Annotated in this window: 15 protein-coding genes and 1 pseudogene; 9 read left to right on the top strand and 7 right to left on the bottom strand. The window is 64.8% G+C overall.

Annotated elements, in window-relative coordinates; genetic code table 11:
• Window positions 1-102: 102 nt before the first annotated feature.
• On the top strand, window positions 103-1,614 hold the full coding sequence (locus E2481_RS05780) for a replication factor C large subunit (protein ID WP_136716180.1): 1,512 nt from the start codon (window positions 103-105) through the stop codon (window positions 1,612-1,614).
• A 23-nt stretch (window positions 1,615-1,637) separates the two neighbouring features.
• Here E2481_RS05780 and E2481_RS05775 read toward each other — a convergent pair whose 3' ends face one another.
• A complete protein-coding gene (locus E2481_RS05775) occupies window positions 1,638-2,141 on the bottom strand; it encodes a COX15/CtaA family protein (RefSeq protein WP_136716179.1) in 504 nt (167 codons plus the stop codon).
• Window positions 2,142-2,329: 188 nt separating this feature from the next.
• Between E2481_RS05775 and E2481_RS05770 the strand changes: the two genes are divergently transcribed.
• The 4 genes from E2481_RS05770 (at window position 2,330) to E2481_RS05755 (ending at window position 7,512) form a co-directional block, all read left to right on the top strand.
• Window positions 2,330-4,588, top strand: a complete 2,259-nt coding sequence (locus E2481_RS05770; RefSeq protein ID WP_136716178.1) for an NADP-dependent malic enzyme — start codon at window positions 2,330-2,332, stop codon at window positions 4,586-4,588.
• A 335-nt stretch (window positions 4,589-4,923) separates the two neighbouring features.
• Window positions 4,924-5,598, top strand: a complete 675-nt coding sequence (locus E2481_RS05765; RefSeq protein ID WP_136716177.1) for a LolA family protein — start codon at window positions 4,924-4,926, stop codon at window positions 5,596-5,598.
• On the top strand, window positions 5,595-6,491 hold the full coding sequence (locus E2481_RS05760) for a S49 family peptidase (RefSeq protein WP_136716176.1): 897 nt from the start codon (window positions 5,595-5,597) through the stop codon (window positions 6,489-6,491). Before E2481_RS05765 ends, E2481_RS05760 begins: the two co-directional genes overlap by 4 nt.
• Window positions 6,478-7,512, top strand: coding sequence for a DUF4350 domain-containing protein (locus E2481_RS05755; RefSeq protein WP_136716175.1), 1,035 nt, complete (start codon window positions 6,478-6,480; stop codon window positions 7,510-7,512). The genes E2481_RS05760 and E2481_RS05755 overlap by 14 nt, the downstream gene beginning before the upstream one ends.
• A gap of 193 nt (window positions 7,513-7,705) precedes the next feature.
• On the opposite strand, the gene E2481_RS05750 is transcribed toward E2481_RS05755, so the two are convergent.
• Window positions 7,706-8,374, bottom strand: a complete 669-nt coding sequence (locus E2481_RS05750) for a ribonuclease H (RefSeq protein ID WP_136716174.1) — start codon at window positions 8,372-8,374, stop codon at window positions 7,706-7,708.
• A gap of 119 nt (window positions 8,375-8,493) precedes the next feature.
• Between E2481_RS05750 and E2481_RS05745 the strand changes: the two genes are divergently transcribed.
• On the top strand, window positions 8,494-9,003 hold the full coding sequence (locus E2481_RS05745; protein ID WP_136716173.1) for a CBS domain-containing protein: 510 nt from the start codon (window positions 8,494-8,496) through the stop codon (window positions 9,001-9,003).
• Between the two features lie 63 nt (window positions 9,004-9,066).
• Complete coding sequence (locus tag E2481_RS05740; protein ID WP_136716172.1) at window positions 9,067-9,993, top strand: DMT family transporter; 927 nt, start codon at window positions 9,067-9,069, stop codon at window positions 9,991-9,993.
• Between the two features lie 20 nt (window positions 9,994-10,013).
• Here the strand turns inward: E2481_RS05740 and E2481_RS05735 are convergent, their stop codons facing one another.
• From E2481_RS05735 to E2481_RS05725, 3 genes are all read right to left on the bottom strand, one after another.
• The gene (locus E2481_RS05735) at window positions 10,014-10,277 is read right to left on the bottom strand and encodes a hypothetical protein (protein WP_136716171.1); all 264 of its coding nucleotides are present in this window, start codon (window positions 10,275-10,277) and stop codon (window positions 10,014-10,016) included.
• A gap of 271 nt (window positions 10,278-10,548) precedes the next feature.
• Window positions 10,549-10,980, bottom strand: a complete 432-nt coding sequence (locus tag E2481_RS05730) for a hypothetical protein (protein ID WP_136716170.1) — start codon at window positions 10,978-10,980, stop codon at window positions 10,549-10,551.
• Between the two features lie 174 nt (window positions 10,981-11,154).
• Complete coding sequence (locus tag E2481_RS05725) at window positions 11,155-12,123, bottom strand: methyl-accepting chemotaxis protein (protein ID WP_136716169.1); 969 nt, start codon at window positions 12,121-12,123, stop codon at window positions 11,155-11,157.
• A gap of 468 nt (window positions 12,124-12,591) precedes the next feature.
• Between E2481_RS05725 and E2481_RS05720 the strand changes: the two are divergent.
• Window positions 12,592-13,885: pseudogene (locus E2481_RS05720) on the top strand (RNA-guided endonuclease InsQ/TnpB family protein).
• 24 nt (window positions 13,886-13,909) lie between these two features.
• On the opposite strand, the gene E2481_RS05715 reads toward E2481_RS05720, so the two are convergent.
• Window positions 13,910-15,520, bottom strand: a complete 1,611-nt coding sequence (locus E2481_RS05715; RefSeq protein WP_136716168.1) for a bacterio-opsin activator domain-containing protein — start codon at window positions 15,518-15,520, stop codon at window positions 13,910-13,912.
• Window positions 15,521-15,704: 184 nt separating this feature from the next.
• Here E2481_RS05715 and E2481_RS05710 point away from each other — a divergent pair, with 184 nt between their 5' ends.
• Entirely contained in the window at window positions 15,705-16,121 is a 417-nt protein-coding gene (locus E2481_RS05710; protein WP_169302380.1) for a response regulator, read from the top strand.
• A 25-nt stretch (window positions 16,122-16,146) separates the two neighbouring features.
• On the opposite strand, the gene E2481_RS05705 is transcribed toward E2481_RS05710, so the two are convergent.
• Window positions 16,147-16,458 (bottom strand): hypothetical protein, encoded by a 312-nt coding sequence (locus E2481_RS05705; protein WP_250137739.1) that lies wholly within the window; start codon window positions 16,456-16,458, stop codon window positions 16,147-16,149.
• Window positions 16,459-16,491 lie beyond the last annotated feature (33 nt).

The raw sequence follows: 16,491 nt of genomic DNA, 5'->3' as shown, positions 1-16,491 counted from the left end.
GATTTCCTGCTTGCGCTCATCATGGACGAGGATTGACCGCAGCTCGTGGACGACGAGTAGCGCTCCGCAATCCCTAAACGCCGGCCGCGCCACCCTCTGGTAATGAGCGACTGGACCGAAACGTACCGTCCGTCGACGCTGGCGGAGGTCCGGGGGAACGACAAGGCCCGTGACGCCCTCAAAAAGTGGGCCGACACCTGGGACGACCACCGCGAGGCCGTCATCGTCCACGGGAGTCCCGGTATCGGGAAGACATCGGCGGCCCACGCGCTGGCGAGCGACATGGGGTGGGACACCGTCGAACTCAACGCAAGCGACTCCCGCACCAAAGACGACATCGAGCGGATGGCCGGCCGCGCCTCCAAGAACGCGACGCTGGGGGGGAGCGGCCGCCAGCTAATCATCGTCGACGAGGCCGACAACTTCCACGGCAACGTCGACCGCGGCGGCTCGCGTGCCGTGACCTCGATCGTCAAGGAGGCCGGCCAGCCGATGGTCCTCATCGCCAACGACTACTACGAGATGTCGAACTCGCTGCGCAACGCCTGCCAGGACATCGAGTTCCGCGACGTGGGCAAGCGCTCCATCGTGCCGGTGCTGCGAGACATCTGCCGACAGGAGGGACTCGAATTCGAGGACGAGGCGCTCGACCAGATAGCCCAGACCAACAGCGGCGACCTGCGCGGTGCCATCAAGGACCTGCAGGCGCTCGGCGAAGGCCGGGCGGAACTCCGGGCAGAGCACGTGGTCACCGGCGAGCGCGACACGACCAACGGCGTCTTCGACTACCTCGATACGGTCATCAAGAAGGCCGGTGCCCAGGAGGCGCTGGAGGCGTCCTACGACGTCGACGAGACGCCGGACGACCTCATCAACTGGATCGAGGACAACATGCCCAAGGACTACGAGGGCGCGGAACTGGCCCGGGCCTACGACTTCCTGGCCAACGCCGACCGCTGGCTCGGGCGCGTGCGTGCGACGCAGGACTACTCGTACTGGCGCTACGCCGGCGACAACATGACCGCCGGCGTCGCGGCCGCCCGCGACGGGGAGAAGGGCGGGTGGACGCGCTACGGCCCGCCGAGTTACTGGTCGAAACTCGGTCGCTCCCGGGGCACGCGGAACAAGCGCGACCACATCGCTCAGGGGATCGCCGAGGAGAGCGGCGTCAGCATGGCCACGGCCCGCCGGGAGATCATGCCCCATCTCGCGGTGATGACCCACCACTGCAAGAACCGGGAACTCACCGTCGCGATGGCCGCCCGCTACGACCTCGACGCCGACCACGTCTCCTTCGTCACCGGCTCCGGCAAGGACACCAACAAGGTCCAGTCGATCGTCGAGGACGCCGAGCGACTCCGCGAGGAAGCCGCGGTCGAACACTCCGGCGGTGCCTTCGAAGGGAGTACGCGGTCGACGGGCTCCGAGAACGGGGACGACGCCGGGGACGAGGCGTCCGAGGGGACGGACGAGGACGGCGACGGTCAGGCGACGCTGGAAGCGAGTGCGACTGACGGGGACGGAGAATCCGGCGATAGCGCGGCGTCAGCGGACCACGACGAAGCCGAAGCCGCGGACGACGAGCAGCAGTCCGGTCTCGGCGATTTCATGTGACGGACGAAAGAACCGGGCCGGAATCAGAGCCGAACGGGGTCTGAACTGCCGGATTCGGCCGAGGCGTCCGCCTCCGGATCGGTCGCGGCACGCGTGCCGGCGGTCTCGAACGCCCAGACGGTCGTCGCGATCATCGCGGCGAAGATGATCTGGGCGGCGGCGTGGTGGACGACCGACGAGATCGGGCCGAAGTTCAGGACGGTGTTCCCGCCGAGCAGGATCTGGACAGGGAGGACGACGACCGCAATCGTCGAGGCCCACCGGATACGTCGCGAGTGGTCGTGCCGCCAGGCCTGGATGGCTGTCCCGAGGATCATGAAGCCGGTCACCATCGCGACGAGGCGGTGGAACCACTCGATGAAACTCGGCCAGGTGGCGGGAAACAGCCCCATCCACCCGTCACAGAACGGCCAGCGAGCGCCACAGGACAGTCCCGCTCCGATGGCTCCCGTGTACACACCCAGCAGGATGAGCCCGAAGGTGAACCCCGTCGTCGTCGCGGCGAGGTGGCGAAACCTGATGCGCATACCTGGCGTTCAGGACCGCGAGTATTTCAACCCGGCTTTTCGTTCCCGGTGCGTGAAAACGAGCTGAACGTGTTCGTTCGCATCCATTCACATCGCGACTCGATACCACGGAATCCATTGACGTGGTCGACGATTGTCGAATGTTCCTTTCGGTTACCTTTTTACCCTGGCACGGTGGGAGTTTCTGCATGGGACTGGACGAGGACTCACTCGACTATCACCGGGAGGATCCACCCGGGAAGATCGAGATCTCGACGACGAAGCCGACGAACACACAGCGGGACCTGAGTCTCGCCTACTCGCCGGGTGTCGCTGCCCCCTGCCGGGCCATCCGCGACAACCCGAACGACGCGTTCAGCTACACCGCCAAGGGGAACCTCGTCGGTGTCGTCTCCGACGGGTCGGCCGTTCTCGGCCTCGGGGACATCGGATCGCAGGCTTCCAAGCCCGTCATGGAGGGGAAAGGCGTCCTCTTCAAGCGCTTCGCCGACATCGACGTCTTCGACATCGAACTCGAGGATGCCGACACGGGGGAGATGATCCGCTCGATCTCCTCGATGGAGCCGACCTTCGGCGGCATCAACTTAGAGGACATCAAGGCTCCGGAGTGTTTCGAGGTCGAGGAGAAACTCCGCGAGCAGATGGACATCCCCGTCTTCCACGACGACCAGCACGGCACCGCTATCATCTCCGGAGCGGCGCTGCTGAACGCCGCCGACATCGCAGGCAAGGACGTTTCCGAGCTCGATATCGTCTTTTCGGGTGCCGGCGCGAGCGCCATCGCCTCGGCCCGTTTCTACGTCTCGCTCGGTGCCAGCCGCGAGAACATCACGATGTGTGACTCCTCGGGAATCATCACCGAGGCCCGCGCCGAGGAGGGCGACGTCAACGAGTTCAAACAGGAGTTCGCGCGTGACACGGCCGAGGGCGACCTCGCGGACGCGATGCGCGACGCCGACGTGTTCGTCGGTCTCTCGGTCGGGGGCATCGTCGACCAGGAGATGGTCGCCTCGATGGCCGACGACCCCATCATCTTCGCGATGGCCAACCCCGACCCCGAGATCGGCTACGAGGACGCGAAAGCGGCCCGTGACGACACCGTCATCATGGCGACGGGCCGGTCGGACTACCCCAATCAGGTCAACAACGTCCTCGGGTTCCCCTTCATCTTCCGGGGAGCGCTCGACGTGCGTGCGACCGAGATCAACGAGGAGATGAAAGTCGCCGCCGCCGAGGCGCTGGCCGACCTCGCCCGACAGGACGTGCCCGACGCCGTCGTCAAGGCCTACGGCGACCAGCCGCTGCAGTTCGGCCCCGACTACATCATCCCGAAACCGCTCGACCCGCGCGTCCTCTTCGAGGTCGCTCCCGCGGTTGCGACGGCAGCGATGGAGAGCGGTGCCGCACGACAGGAACTCGAGGTCGAGGAGTACGTCGAGGAACTCGAAGCCCGTCTGGGCAAGTCCCGCGAGATGATGCGGGTCGTCCTGAACAAGGCCAAAAACGAGCCCAAGCGCGTCGTTCTCGCGGAGGGCGACGACGAGAAGATGATTCGGGCGGCCGCGCAGCTGGTCGACCAGGGCATCGCCGAGCCGATCCTCATCGGCGACCGCGAGCGCATCTGGGCCATCATGGAGACGCTGGCGCTGGACTTCGACCCGGAGATCATCGACCCCGGCGAGGGGAACCTCGCGCCCTACGCCGAGCGGCTCTACGAACTCCGCAAACGGAAGGGCATCACCCGTCGCGAGGCCGACGAACTCATCCAGGACGGGAACTACCTGGGCAGCATCATGGTCGAGATGGGCGACGCCGACGCGATGCTCACCGGCCTGATGCACAACTACCCGTCGGCGCTGCGCCCGCCGCTGCAGATCGTCGGGACCGCCGAGGACGCAAACTACGCGGCCGGCGTCTACATGCTCACGTTCAAGAACCGCGTCGTCTTCTGCGTCGACACCACGGTCAACCAGAACCCCGGCGCGGAAGTCCTGGCCGAAGTCACGAGCCACACCGCCGATCTGGCCCGCCGGTTCAACATCGAGCCACGGGCCGCCATGCTGTCGTACTCGAACTTCGGTTCGGTGGACAACCAGGGGACGCGCAAACCCCGCCGCGCCGCCGAACTCCTCCGGGACGACCCCGCCTGTGACTTCCCGGTCGACGGGGAGATGCAGGCCGACACCGCCGTCGTCGAGGACATCCTCGAAGGGACCTACGAGTTCTCGGACCTCGAAGAGCCGGCGAACATCCTCGTGTTCCCCAACCTGGAAGCCGGGAACATCGGCTACAAACTCCTCCAGCGCCTCGGCGGCGCGGAGGCCATCGGCCCGATGCTCGTCGGCATGGACAAGCCCGTCCACGTCCTCCAGCGCGGCGACGAAGTCAAGGACATCGTGAACCTGGCGAGCGTCGCGGTCGTGGACGCCCAGCAGAACGACTACTGATTCGGACGGCGACGAGGACCGAAGGTCCGAGTCGGCGTTTTTGGTCCAGCTTTTTGGACGAGTGGTTGCGACCTCCGGGAGCAACCCGAGGAGAAAAAGGTGGTCGCGACATCGTGAACCTGGCGAGCGTCGCGGTCGTGGACGCCCAGCAGAACGACTATTAGATCGACGGCGACGGACCGCAGGTCCGAGTCGGCGTTTTCCGCCACTGCTTTTCCGACTCTGTGTTCTCACAGAGTGATCGGGTTTCTCGACATATAAACCAACCACCGAGTTTCTGACCCGGAAACTGTCAGACACTCCCTTATGAAGGCTGCGTGTAGTCGGGGTGAAGCATGTCACAAAGACACTCCGACACCGTCCGACGTGGCGTACTCGTCGGACTCGTCGGTCTCCTCTCCGTGACGGCCGGTTGTCTCGCACCGGCGGGAACCGAGATCGACGATTCGGACGCCGTCGCCGAGCAGGTCGAATCGCGCTACGAAACACTGGACGGGTTCGAGGCCACGATGGTCCGGACCGTAGAGCGGGGCGACGACCGCGAAGCCACGCGGGCGACCGTCGCCTTCGACAAGGGGGACTACCTCCGCATCGCGTATCACGACGGGCCCAACGCCGGGCAGACGACCGTCATCGACGACCCCTCGCCGTCGCGGCTCTTCGCCGGCGGGAGCGCCGAATCCAGTCGCACCGGCGCCGCGGCGATCTACGGTGCGCTCGCGGCTGACCTCGTCGAGCAGTACGAGGTCGTCTACGACGGGACGGAGACGGTCGACGGCCAGCGCGTCGCCGTCTACACGCTGAACCCGTCGACGAACGCCACCGGCGACCAGCGCCGACTGACCGAACGGCAAGTGTCGGTCGACGTCGATCGCATGGTGCCAGTTCGGATCGAATCGACCTGGACCGCCGACGGTCGGGAGATCACCGAGACGATCCGCTTCGAGAACGTCTCGCTCGGCGTCCCGAACAGTACGGGCGCGGCGACGAAGGGAGGTGCTGCGACGTGAAGCCCGAATCACGCGGTCTCCTCGACCGTCTCGGCGGTCCCGTCATCGTGTTCGGTGTGGTGGGGCTGGTCGTGGGTGCCGCGCTCGTCCCGTACGCGTGGAACACCACGCGCGGTCCCGACGGGACCGTCGCCGTCATCGAGGTCCACGGGACGATCAACGGCGACACCGCGACGGCCGCCATCGACGCCATGCGCGAGGCGCGCCAGAACGAATCCATCGAAGCGGTCGTCCTCGACGTCAACAGCCGCGGCGGGACGGCCTCTGCCAGCGAGCAGTTGTATCTCGCGGTCAAAGAGACGAAACAGGAGATGCCGGTGGTCGCGTCCGTCACCGGGCTGGCGGCGTCGGGTGGGTACTACACCAGCGCCCCCGCGGACGCGATCTACGTGGCACCGGCCAACGCCATCGGGAGCATCGGCGTTCGGGCGACGGTACCGCCCCAGGACACGCCCGACAACCAGATCACGTCGGGTCCTGACAAGTACTCGACGGCGACGGAATCCGAGGCGCGCCAACGTGTCGAGACGCTTCGGCGCGCGTTCGTCGGCGCGGTCTACGAGGAACGCAGTGACGAACTCGAACTCTCCCGGGAGGAACTCTCCCACGGCAAAGTCTACTCCGGGTCCGAGGGCGTCGAACTCGGCCTCGCCGACGAGGTCGGCGGGATCGACGCCGCGATCGACGACGCCGCCGGACGGGCCGGCCTCTCGGACTACGAGACGACTCGGGTGGAGTCTCCCTCCCCGAGCACGCTGAGTCAGATCGGACTGAACGCTTCCGAGTCCGACGGGCCCACCGTGGAGTCGGTCCGGTACTTCATGATACACGGGCAGTTGAACGTCGGCGGCTCGGCGGACCGAACGGAGGTGACACGGAATGGCACGAACTGATCTCCTGAAGGGGCTCGCCGTCTTCGCAGTCGTGGTCGCGGTCGTCCTCGCGAGCACGGCCGCGACGGGCGCGTTACTGAGCGGTTCGCCGTCGAACTCGTCGGCACCGAACGTCTCGGCGTACGACACGGACACGCTCCTGACGACGCCGGTGGCGGACGACGGTACTGTGGACGCGGTCGACCAGGCCGAATCGAAGACGGTCGTGATCGATCTGAGCCACGGCAACGCGGTCAGCAAAGACGCGATGCAGCCGATGGTCGATGCCCTCGTCAGTGACGGGCACCAGGTCCGGTTCTACTCCGGCGGCGACGACCAGAGCTTCGGTGCGTCCGGGAGTTCGACCCTGAATTCGACGTTGCAGTCGGCCGATGCGTTCGTCGTCGCAAACCCGGCCAGTTCGTACACGGCCGGCGAAATCAACGGCGTCGAGTCCTTCGCCGAAGCCGGCGGTCGCGTGTTGCTGCTGGCCGATCCGGTTCCGAAGGCCTCGACCGGGGGATCGTCCATCGAAATCCCGCTCGCCGGGTCGAGTGGGTCTACCTCCTCGCCCGGCCAGCCGACGAACCTCGCGACGGAGTTCGGAATCACCTTCGGCTCGGGCTACCTCTACGACATGGACGAGAACGCGAACAACTACCAGAGCGTCTACGCGGGGGGCGTCGGCAACGGATCGCTCTCGACCGGCGTCGACCGACTCGTCGTCCGCGACGCGACCCCGTTGCAGACGAGCGCGAACGCGACGACGGTCGCCCAGGCCGAGGGTACGTCGCTGTCGTCGACCCGGAGGGCGGGCACGTACACGGTCGCCGCCCGGGTCGGGAACCTCGCGGCCGTCGGTGACACGAGCTTCCTCTCCCCGGCGAGTGCGACGCTCGCCGACAACGACGCGTTCGTGAGCAACCTCGCAACGTTCCTCGTGTCGGGCGAGAAGGAACCGGGTGCGCCGAATGCCGACTCGGGAGCGACCCAACCCGGCGGTATCACGCAGCCACCGTCCGGGAACGTGACGGCTCCGTAGTTCTCTTCTCCGGACGTCTTTCCGCCCGTTGTGATTCGACGCGACCAGTTGCTCGCGTCCGAGACGCTACTGTTGGACCTGCTCTCCGATCCATGACTGTGTGAGGCGACCGGCAAAGACCGGTCGCGAAGCGTTACGAGAGGCCGGATGCAGGGCTCTTACACTGAGCCGGAAGTTGCCGGAGACGAACCCCTCAGTCGCTCGCGTGGCGGTCGGCGCGGGACGGCGGCGGGTACTGCTCGTCGGTGCCGCCGGTCGAGCGCGGGGTCTCCGGGAGGACACACCGGTCGGGTTCGTGGTTGACGTGGTGGTACTGGTCTGGCGCGTTCGCGAGCGGGTGGGCGGGGTTCACGCCGCTGTCGATCCGGGCGGCCCTGATCTCGCCGAAGCCGTTGATACGTGCCCGGATGCCCCGCCAGTGATTCGTCGTCGCCCCGGGGACGGACAGGTCGTGTGCGCCCCAGTCCGCGCCGCGGGCGGCCAGCACCGCCTGGTTGACGTTGCCCGCGAGGTCGTCGTGGTCGATGAGGACGCCGACGCGGGCGTCGTTTGGCGCACGCGTGGCGAGCACGTCGAGCCCCAGGTGCAGGGCGCGGTACTCCGCGACGTTGTTGTCGGGTGCGCTGTCTGGCAGCGACAGGCGTGCGACGCGCTCCCCGTCGCGGGTTTCGATGACGACGCCGAGTCCGCCGGCGGGAGCGGTCTCCCGGGTCCCGCCGTCCGTGGCGGCACCAGTGCCTCTGAAGGATCCATCCGTTGCCAGGTAGAAGTCACGGTGATGGGTGCGAGGCGGGTGGGCGATGTGTGGCGTGGGCGACTCGTCGAACAAGTCCCGAAGGGACGGCCGGCCGTAAGCGGCCATAGTTGCCCTATATCACGGCAGCAATTTAAATATACGGGCGGACAGGACCGTTCGACTACCGGTTCGCGGGCGGGTGTCTCACCGGAACGCCTACGGCCCGGCCGGACCTCCGTCCTCGCATGCTGACCGCCGCCGATATCATGCAGACCGAGGTCGAGACTGTCTCGCCGGACGACGACGTTGCCGCCGTGCTCACTCGGCTCGCCCGCGCCGAGTTCAACGGGTATCCGGTGGTCGAAGACGGCGAACTCGTCGGAATCGTCACCCAGGGCGACCTCGTGGACCTGTTCCAGCCCTCGGACCGAACGCTGTGGATTCCCGTCGGGCTCCCGCCGTTCCTGGAGAGCCTGACCTACGCCATCGACCTCTCGTGGGACGAACTCGACGTGGGCATCGACATGGCACGCAACGCGGGCAAGCCCGTCAGGAACGTCATGACGAGCGACGTCGTGACGGTCGCACCGGACGACGACCTCGATCACGTGCTGGACCTCCTGTGTGACGAGCGAGACATCAACCGACTCCCCGTCGTCGAGGTGGGGGACGACTCGTCTGGCGGCACGGTCGTCGGGATCATCGCCCGCCAGGACGTGCTCAGGGCGCTCCGGGACGAGCGGCAAGCGGCGTAATACTCACAGGCCGAACACGACCGCAAACGAAACCTTCTGGGCCGGACCGGGTGAAAGACGGCCGTGACCCGGTATCGCAACGCGACGCTGTTCCTGGTGCTGGCGGCGCTGTGGGGCTCTGCGTTCATGGCCATCAAGGCGGGGCTGGAATACTTCCCGCCCGTGCTCTTTGCGGCGATACGCTACGACATCGCGGGGATCCTCGTGCTCGGCTACGCCTGGTGGACGACCGACCAGTGGAGGCCCGAGAGTCGCGGCGGGTTGGTCCAGGTCGTCGTCGGGAGCGTCCTCCTCATCGGCGGCTATCACGCCTTCCTGTTCGTCGGCGAACAGCGGACGACCAGTGCCGCGGCGGCCGTCATCGTCAGCCTCTCGCCGATCCTGACGACCGGCTTCGCGCGGGCGCTGTTGCCCGACCAGCGACTCACCCCCGCCGGCATCGCGGGGACGTTCCTCGGACTCGCGGGCGTGGTGATCCTGACGCGTCCCGACCCGTCGAACCTGCTGACGGCCGACGTGATCGCGAAGGGACTGGTGTTCCTCGCGGCGCTCTCCTTTGCGCTCGGGAGCGTTCTGACGCGGCGTATCGACGCCGACCTGCCCATCGAGACCATGGAAGCGTGGTCGATGCTCGGCGGGGCGGCGTTGATGCACGCCGTCAGCGTCGCGCTCCCCTCGGAGTCGCTGGGTTCGGTTCGGTGGACGGCCGAGGCGCTGGGCGCACTCGGATATCTGTCGGTCGGGGCCAGCGCCGTCGGTTTTCTCGTCTACTTCGACCTGCTCGACCGCCTGGGGCCGGTCGAGATCAACCTCGTGTCCTACGTCGCCCCGGTGTTTGCAGCGGTTTCGGGCTATCTCGTCCTCGGCGAGGTCATCGACTGGTACACCGGGGCCGGCTTCCTGATCATCGTCGTCGGGTTCGCGTTGCTCAAACGCGAAGCGCTTGCAGCGGAACTGCCGCGACTTCGTGCGGTACTGACTGGCGAGTGATGGGGACCGAAACGGGCCGGTCAGTTCCGGTGGTGGGCCTGTCCGACGACGACGGCGAGCACGTTCAGCGCCAGCAACACGGCGAAGGCCATCGTCACGGCGGAGCTCTCGAGTCCGGTCGCCAGGAGCGGCAGATGGAGGAACGGGAGAACGATGGCGCTCCAGAACGCGAGGCCTGTGATGCCCGTCTTCAGTCCGGTGCCGTAACGGGACAGCGACGGAAGGCGATCGCTTTCCGCGAGGAGCGTTCGAAGTTCCGTTCTGGAGGGACTTGACGGTGACATCGTGTCTGTCTGTCTCAACATAAGGTGAGACTACCCCTTATAGTCGGTTGAGACTTCGATACGTTTCGGCTTATTTCACCAACGCACGCCCGCGGGCCGGACCTTTCACAACGCGCTCAGAGGTCGCGTAAAATTTTATAAACTGCTCTCGGTCGGTCGTAGGCGATAATACTGCCGATATTTTCCGCGACGATCCTATTGTAATCAACACGGGCAGATCAGTAGTGGTAGGACCGTTAAACTACTACGGATTCCGGTGTCGCTCGGATGCTCACCCCAGGACGGTAACTGCGATCTCGTGGGTGCCTGCCTGGGTGTCGATGGTGATCGTCTCGACGACGTGTTCGCGAACGCTTCCACGCCACTCGGCGACGGCGTCGGTGTGTCGCTCGTGGTGTCGGTCCGGAGAGTACTCGGCGTCCGGATCGGCCCGAAGTCGGTCTTCCGTCTGGACGGGCGTCGGGTAGTCCGGGGCCGAATCCCCGACGAGTGAACTCGGATCGATGTGGATCGGTTCCGGTTCCTCGTAGCCCTCAGCGCCTTCGACGTGGATACGAGCGCGCATTCGGCCGCTGAACGGTGGCGTGACGCGGAGGACCGCGTTTCGGTCGTTGCGGCGGGCCGACTCTAACGCCGCGACCAGGTCCTCGACGCTGATCGCGATCGATCTGATGACGGACGGATCGTCGGACGCTGACCCCATGGGCATCCGTCCGGCCCGGGTGAACTTGACCGTACCGACGCGGGAACCCGGTCCAGCGGTGTCGTCGTACTGTCGGACAGAAGTCCGTGAACGCTGGATCGACCATCGGCCCGGCACACCGTGGATAAATGACCGCTCGACAAACGACGGGTGCGAAAATTTCTGTCCGCGGTATCAGTCGCCGGCGACCGACCGGGTCTCGACGTCCTCGATGAGCGTGTCGATAGCCCCGTTGATATCGGTGATCTGGTCGGTCTGGTCGTCGACTTCGTCGGTGATTTCGTCGACCTGGGTGGCGATGGTCTCGGCGTTGGCGGTCGTCTGGTCGACCATACTCGCGACTTCCTCGGTCGAGGCGGCCTGTTCGTCGGCGGCGGTCGCGACCTCCTCGATGCCCTGGTTGACCTCGCGAACGGCGTCGCCGATCTCCGCTAGGTTCTCCATGGCCTCGTCGACCGACGAGATCCCCTGATCGATGCGGTCGTTGTTCTCCTCTAAGCTCCCGACCGCACGCTCGGTGTTCGCCTGAATCTCGTCGATCATGCTCTCGATCTCGCCGGCCTGGGTCTGGGACTCGCCCGCGAGGTCCTTGATCTCGTCGGCGACGACGGCGAAGCCCTCGCCGGCTTCTCCCGCTCGCGCCGCCTCGATCGAGGCGTTCAGCGCGAGGATGTTCGTCTGGTCGGCGATGTCGTTGATGATCTCGACGATCTCGTCGATCTCCTGGACCGACGACTGGATCGTCCTGACGTCCTCGGCGACGCTGTCGGCGGCCTGCTGGATCTCCTCCATGGCGCCGACGACCTCCTCGGCGGAGGCCTGCCCCTCCTCGGCGAGGTCTTTGGCCTGTTTGCTGGAGGCTGCGACCTCCTCGGCGGAGGAGGCGATCTCCTCGACGGAGGCCGAGAGCGTCGATACCTCGTTTGCGACCTGGGTCATCCCCTCGTGTTGCTCGTTTGCCAACTGCGAGATTTCCCGGGTCCGCTCGGCGATCTCGACCGAGGAGTCCTCCAGCTCGGCGATCGACGTCTGGATCTCGCTGGCCGCCTCGTGATCGTAGCCGGCGTTCCGGTCGATGTCCTCCTCGATGTCGTCCTCGATGTCCTGTTCGATACCCGCTCTCACACCTCCGTCGGTGGCCATTGTGTCCCTCTTTTGGAACTTGGTTGATGAAAAAGTCACACCCAATCTGTTAGGTTTGATAATTGGGCAATCTCGGTCATCCCTCACTGAATCTCTCTAACTCTCGAATTTAGCTGAAATATAGGCGCTAAGCCCCCGTCCTCAACGAGCAATGCAGGGCGAAGCCCGAGTAGCGCAGTAGGGCGGGGATACAGCGTCCCCAGAATCAAAGATTCTGGTGTGCGAACGAATCGCGGAGCGATTCGTCAACGCCGTCATCGTCTCCCATACACTGTTCTGTTGCAGACCCACAGGCCCATGTCTACCGTAGCTATTATGCGTGTGACGTGCATAGCGTGCATTACGGTGAAACGGAAGACAATCACCATTCGGGAAGATCAAGACGAGTGGATTGAGGACCAACACCTCAACCTCTCCTCGTTCGTCCGAGAGCAGTTGGACGAACTGATTGAGGAACGACAGTAACGGATGTACTACGCCTACAAGTACCGTCTCAAGCCGTCCGATGCTCACCGCGAGGAGTTGGACTGCCACCGAGACATTTGTAGGCAACTCTACAACCACACGCTCTACCGCCTCAACGAGTACCGAGACGAACACGGAGAACTGCCGTCCATGACCATCCTCCGGTCGGAACTTCCCGACCTCAAGAAGTGGTGGGACGCCCTCTCGGACGTGTACTCGAAGGTTCTCCAAACCGTCGTGGAACGCCTGTTTGACAACCTCAAAGGACTCTCCAAACTCAAGGAGAACGGTTACGGCGTCGGCCAACTCAAGTGGAAGCGGCCACGGGAGTTCCGCAGTTTCACGTACAGTCAGTCTGGCTTCAAGCTCGACAAGAAGGGCGGTCAGACTGTGCTGTCACTCTCGAAACTCGCGGACATTCCGATAAGGCTCCACCGCGCCATACCCGACGACGCCACGCTCAAGCAGGTCACGGTCAAGAAGGAATCGACGGGCGAGTGGTTCGCCACGTTCGCCGTCGAAATGGATTATGAACCACCTGAGCCGCCTGAGACTCCCGATAAGTGCGTCGGCATTGACGTAGGGATACTCAGGTACGCCCACGACACCGACGGCACGGCGGTCGGGTCGCTTGACCTCTCCGCTGAACGGGAGCGATTGGAATGCGAGCAACGGAAACTCTCGCGCAAGCAACACGGGTCTAACAACTACGAGAAGCAACGGCGGCGAGTCGCGGAGTGTCACGCTGACCTGCGACGGAAGCGCCGCGACTTCCTACATAAACTCTCGAACTACTACGCTCGGGAGTATGACCTTGTGACGGTCGAAGACCTCAACGTGAAGGGAATGCTTGAATCACCGTCGAACAGTCGCAATACCGCGTCTGCTGCGTGGCGAACGTTCCTCTCGTTGCTCGAATACAAGTGTGAGCGAGAGGGGACACACTTCGTAGCGGTAAATCCGAGTGGGACGACGAAAGAGTGCGCGTCCTGCGGCGTCAAGACGGATAAGCCGCTGTGGGTCCGTGAACACTCCTGTCCCGCCTGCGGGTTTGAGGCGGACAGGGATGTGAACGCGGTCGCCAGACTGCGTCTGGCGGGCAGCCAGAAATCGGAGATTTCTGGCAACGGCGTGGAACATCCTTTCTCGCGGTATCAAGCAGTTAGGAGTGGGACACTCCGAAGGAATGCCTGTGGAGACTGCGCTCCCTGTGGATACGCCTGTATCTGCAAAGCGCGTCGTGGAAGCAGGAAGCCCCACCCTCAAGGAGCGAACCGCGTCAGCGGTGAGCGAGTAGGGTGGGGTAGTTCACTGCCCTCGGCTACTGATGCTCGAAGAAGGCATCTAGCACCTTCCGTTCGGCGACCCGGAGGTGCTGGTGGAAAGTGGACCGCGCGATGTCCATCATCGCTGCGAGTTCGTCGCCGTCGACGCCCCGGGGCCAGTCGAAAAAGCCGCTGTAGTACGCGGTCCGCAGTGCTGTCAGTTGTCGGTCGGTGAGTCGTTGTTCGAGGTCGGTACGGAACTCCTGGCGGGTCTGGACGGGCCGTTCGTGTTCGTGATAGCTCACGAGATCGACCCGGTCGTACCGATCGGAGAGCAACTCGAACAGCGACTTGGCGTCGGACTCCTGGGGTATCTCGACGGTGAACCGGGCTTGCCCGTTCTCGCTCGTGACCGTCTGCGTGACTGCCCCGTGGTCGACGAGCGTGTCGATCAACGAGTGCTGGAGGGTGAACTGGTACAGTAACTCGTCGTCGTGATCGGCCAGGCGTCGATACGCGGTTACGGTTTCCACTCCGTCGGCGAACGACGACACCGCCTCGGCCTCGGCACCGCTGACCGTGTAGAACTCCTGGACCTGGCCGTCGGATCTGTACACCGATCCCGAGTAGTGCAGTGAACAGCCGAGATCGGCCGAGAGGCGGCAGGGAAACACCGAGCGGTCGGCGACGGAGAACTCCATCTCGACGATCCGGTTCGTCGTGAGCATGCGCTTGCTCTCGACGGCGTTGATGGCGTTCCCGATCATTCGCCCGATCGCTTCGAGGACCACCTGTTCGCGCTCGTCGAACGCGTCGGGTTCGTTGGCACAGACCGTCAACACTCCGTACACCGTGTCCCGAGCCACCAGCGGAACCGCGAGCAGTGAGCTGACGGCGTGGCCGTATATCCGGTCGAGTTGCTCGTCGTCGCCGACCGACTGGACGACGTGGAGTTCCTCGCCGACGAGTGCGCGCCCGCTCGGATTGCCGGCCGCCTCGCCGAGTTGCTGGTCGGTCGATTCGAGGGCCACGTCGATGCTACTGGCGATAGCCCGAGGATCGAGGTGTTCCTCCGGGAAATCGGCGTCGCCGATCCACGCACACACGTACGGGTCGGCCTCGACGAGTCGCTCGCAGACGCCCTCTTCGATCTCCTCGCGGGAGACTGCCCCGACCAGAAGCTGCGTGATGTCCTGGATGAGCCCGTTGATCCGGTCGAGAAGGTGTTCGAGGTTGCGTCGCTCCCGCTTTGCCTGCTCGGCGTTCTCGTTGGCCTCGATCTCTGCCAGCCGTCGATCGGTGATGTCGATGTGCGCGACCGTCGCGAAGGTCCGGTCCCCGAGCGTGAACGACGTGGCCCGCATCATGAACCACTGCTGTTTCTCGGGCGTGTGACAGGGGTATTCGAGACGGAAGACGTCCTGGTCGCCGGTCAGCACCGCCTTGATCCCCTCGATGGCGTCGGCGGCGTACTCGTCGGCAGTCGGGTCGGCCGACTCGAAGTAGTTCGCCCCCTCCGCGTCGACGCCGGTACCGGTCGCGGCCTCGTCGCCTGCTACTCCCCAGGCGCTGTTCGTGAACAGGATGTGTCCCTCCGAATCGAGTATCGCGACCTGGCTGGACAGCGTATCGAGGGCCGCACGAGTTATCGACTCCGAGACCTCCATTCACCCGAAGTCAGTGTTCCAGCCCCATAATAGATACGTGCCACGCGCCGGACCTCCAGCGAAAAGCGCGTGACTGGTCCGTGGTATTGCCACGGGCGGGGACGGACACGAACCGGGTGTTTTCACGACGAGAAACTACTGTCACCTGTTTATGGTTTCGGAGGTACAGGTCTCGGGTACAGAGATGGTCACGGACGATGCGGAGACGGGGGAAACGGTACGGGTGGTGGTGGTCGACGACAATCCCGCAGTCGTGGACCTCGCGAGCGAGTATTTAGAGCACACGGACGGTCGCTTCTCCGTCCTCACGGAGACGAGCGCCCCGGCGGCCGTCGAACGGCTCCGGGACTGCGAGGCCGGCGTCGATTGTATCGTCAGCGACTACCAGATGCCCGAAATGAACGGCTTCGAGTTCTTAGAAGCCGTCCAGGAGACGTGCGACGACGTGCCCTTCATTCTCTTTACCAGCCAGGGCCGGGAACTGTTCGAGGAATCGCCGCCCGACGGCGTGACCGAACTGATCCAGAAGGACGGCCGATCCGGTCTCTACTCCGAACTGGCCGACCGGGTGACCCGCGCGGCCGAATCCGAAGCGACCTGACCCGCGATTTTGGGTGCCGGAGCGGTCAGTCCTCAGGATCTAGGTCCTCGCCAGCGTCGCCAGGGGTGATACCGATGGTCTCGGCCGTTTCGACCGATTCGACGCCATCGAGGTCACAGACCGCACTGATTCCGTCGTGGGGGACCGTCACTGCGATCGTGTCGAACTGAAGGTGTTCGTCGACAGTGCCGCCTACCCCTTCGACCGCCGCCTCGATCGCCGCTTCGACGGTCGCGGACGAGTCGGCCGCGTCGTCGGCCAGCGAGAGCACCAGCGTCACCGTCTCGCCCGGAACGGGGTCGTCCCGGAGCGTCCGAACCACGGGTGAGAGATACATCACGCGGACGGTCGGGTCGATCCGTGGTTAACT

The organism is Halorientalis salina, from assembly GCF_005049285.1.
In the GTDB taxonomy this organism is placed as follows: Archaea; Halobacteriota; Halobacteria; order Halobacteriales; family Haloarculaceae; genus Halorientalis; species Halorientalis salina.
Note: the sequence above shows the minus strand (reverse complement) of the source record. Positions and strands in the feature narration are given on the sequence as shown.

What these genes read in the sequence shown, in the direction of transcription:
- E2481_RS05765 (WP_136716177.1), top strand. Translation starts at nt 4,924, where the DNA reads ATGTCACAAAGACACTCCGACACCGTCCGACGTGGCGTACTCGTCGGA.
- E2481_RS05710 (WP_169302380.1), top strand. Translation starts at nt 15,705, where the DNA reads ATGGTCACGGACGATGCGGAGACGGGGGAAACGGTACGGGTGGTGGTG.
- E2481_RS05780 (WP_136716180.1), top strand. Translation starts at nt 103, where the DNA reads ATGAGCGACTGGACCGAAACGTACCGTCCGTCGACGCTGGCGGAGGTC.
- E2481_RS05750 (WP_136716174.1), bottom strand. Translation starts at nt 8,374, where the DNA reads ATGGCCGCTTACGGCCGGCCGTCCCTTCGGGACTTGTTCGACGAGTCG.
- E2481_RS05705 (WP_250137739.1), bottom strand. Translation starts at nt 16,458, where the DNA reads ATGTATCTCTCACCCGTGGTTCGGACGCTCCGGGACGACCCCGTTCCG.
- E2481_RS05715 (WP_136716168.1), bottom strand. Translation starts at nt 15,520, where the DNA reads ATGGAGGTCTCGGAGTCGATAACTCGTGCGGCCCTCGATACGCTGTCC.
- E2481_RS05735 (WP_136716171.1), bottom strand. Translation starts at nt 10,277, where the DNA reads ATGTCACCGTCAAGTCCCTCCAGAACGGAACTTCGAACGCTCCTCGCG.
- E2481_RS05725 (WP_136716169.1), bottom strand. Translation starts at nt 12,123, where the DNA reads ATGGCCACCGACGGAGGTGTGAGAGCGGGTATCGAACAGGACATCGAG.
- E2481_RS05745 (WP_136716173.1), top strand. Translation starts at nt 8,494, where the DNA reads ATGCTGACCGCCGCCGATATCATGCAGACCGAGGTCGAGACTGTCTCG.
- E2481_RS05730 (WP_136716170.1), bottom strand. Translation starts at nt 10,980, where the DNA reads ATGGGGTCAGCGTCCGACGATCCGTCCGTCATCAGATCGATCGCGATC.
- E2481_RS05770 (WP_136716178.1), top strand. Translation starts at nt 2,330, where the DNA reads ATGGGACTGGACGAGGACTCACTCGACTATCACCGGGAGGATCCACCC.
- E2481_RS05755 (WP_136716175.1), top strand. Translation starts at nt 6,478, where the DNA reads ATGGCACGAACTGATCTCCTGAAGGGGCTCGCCGTCTTCGCAGTCGTG.
- E2481_RS05775 (WP_136716179.1), bottom strand. Translation starts at nt 2,141, where the DNA reads ATGCGCATCAGGTTTCGCCACCTCGCCGCGACGACGACGGGGTTCACC.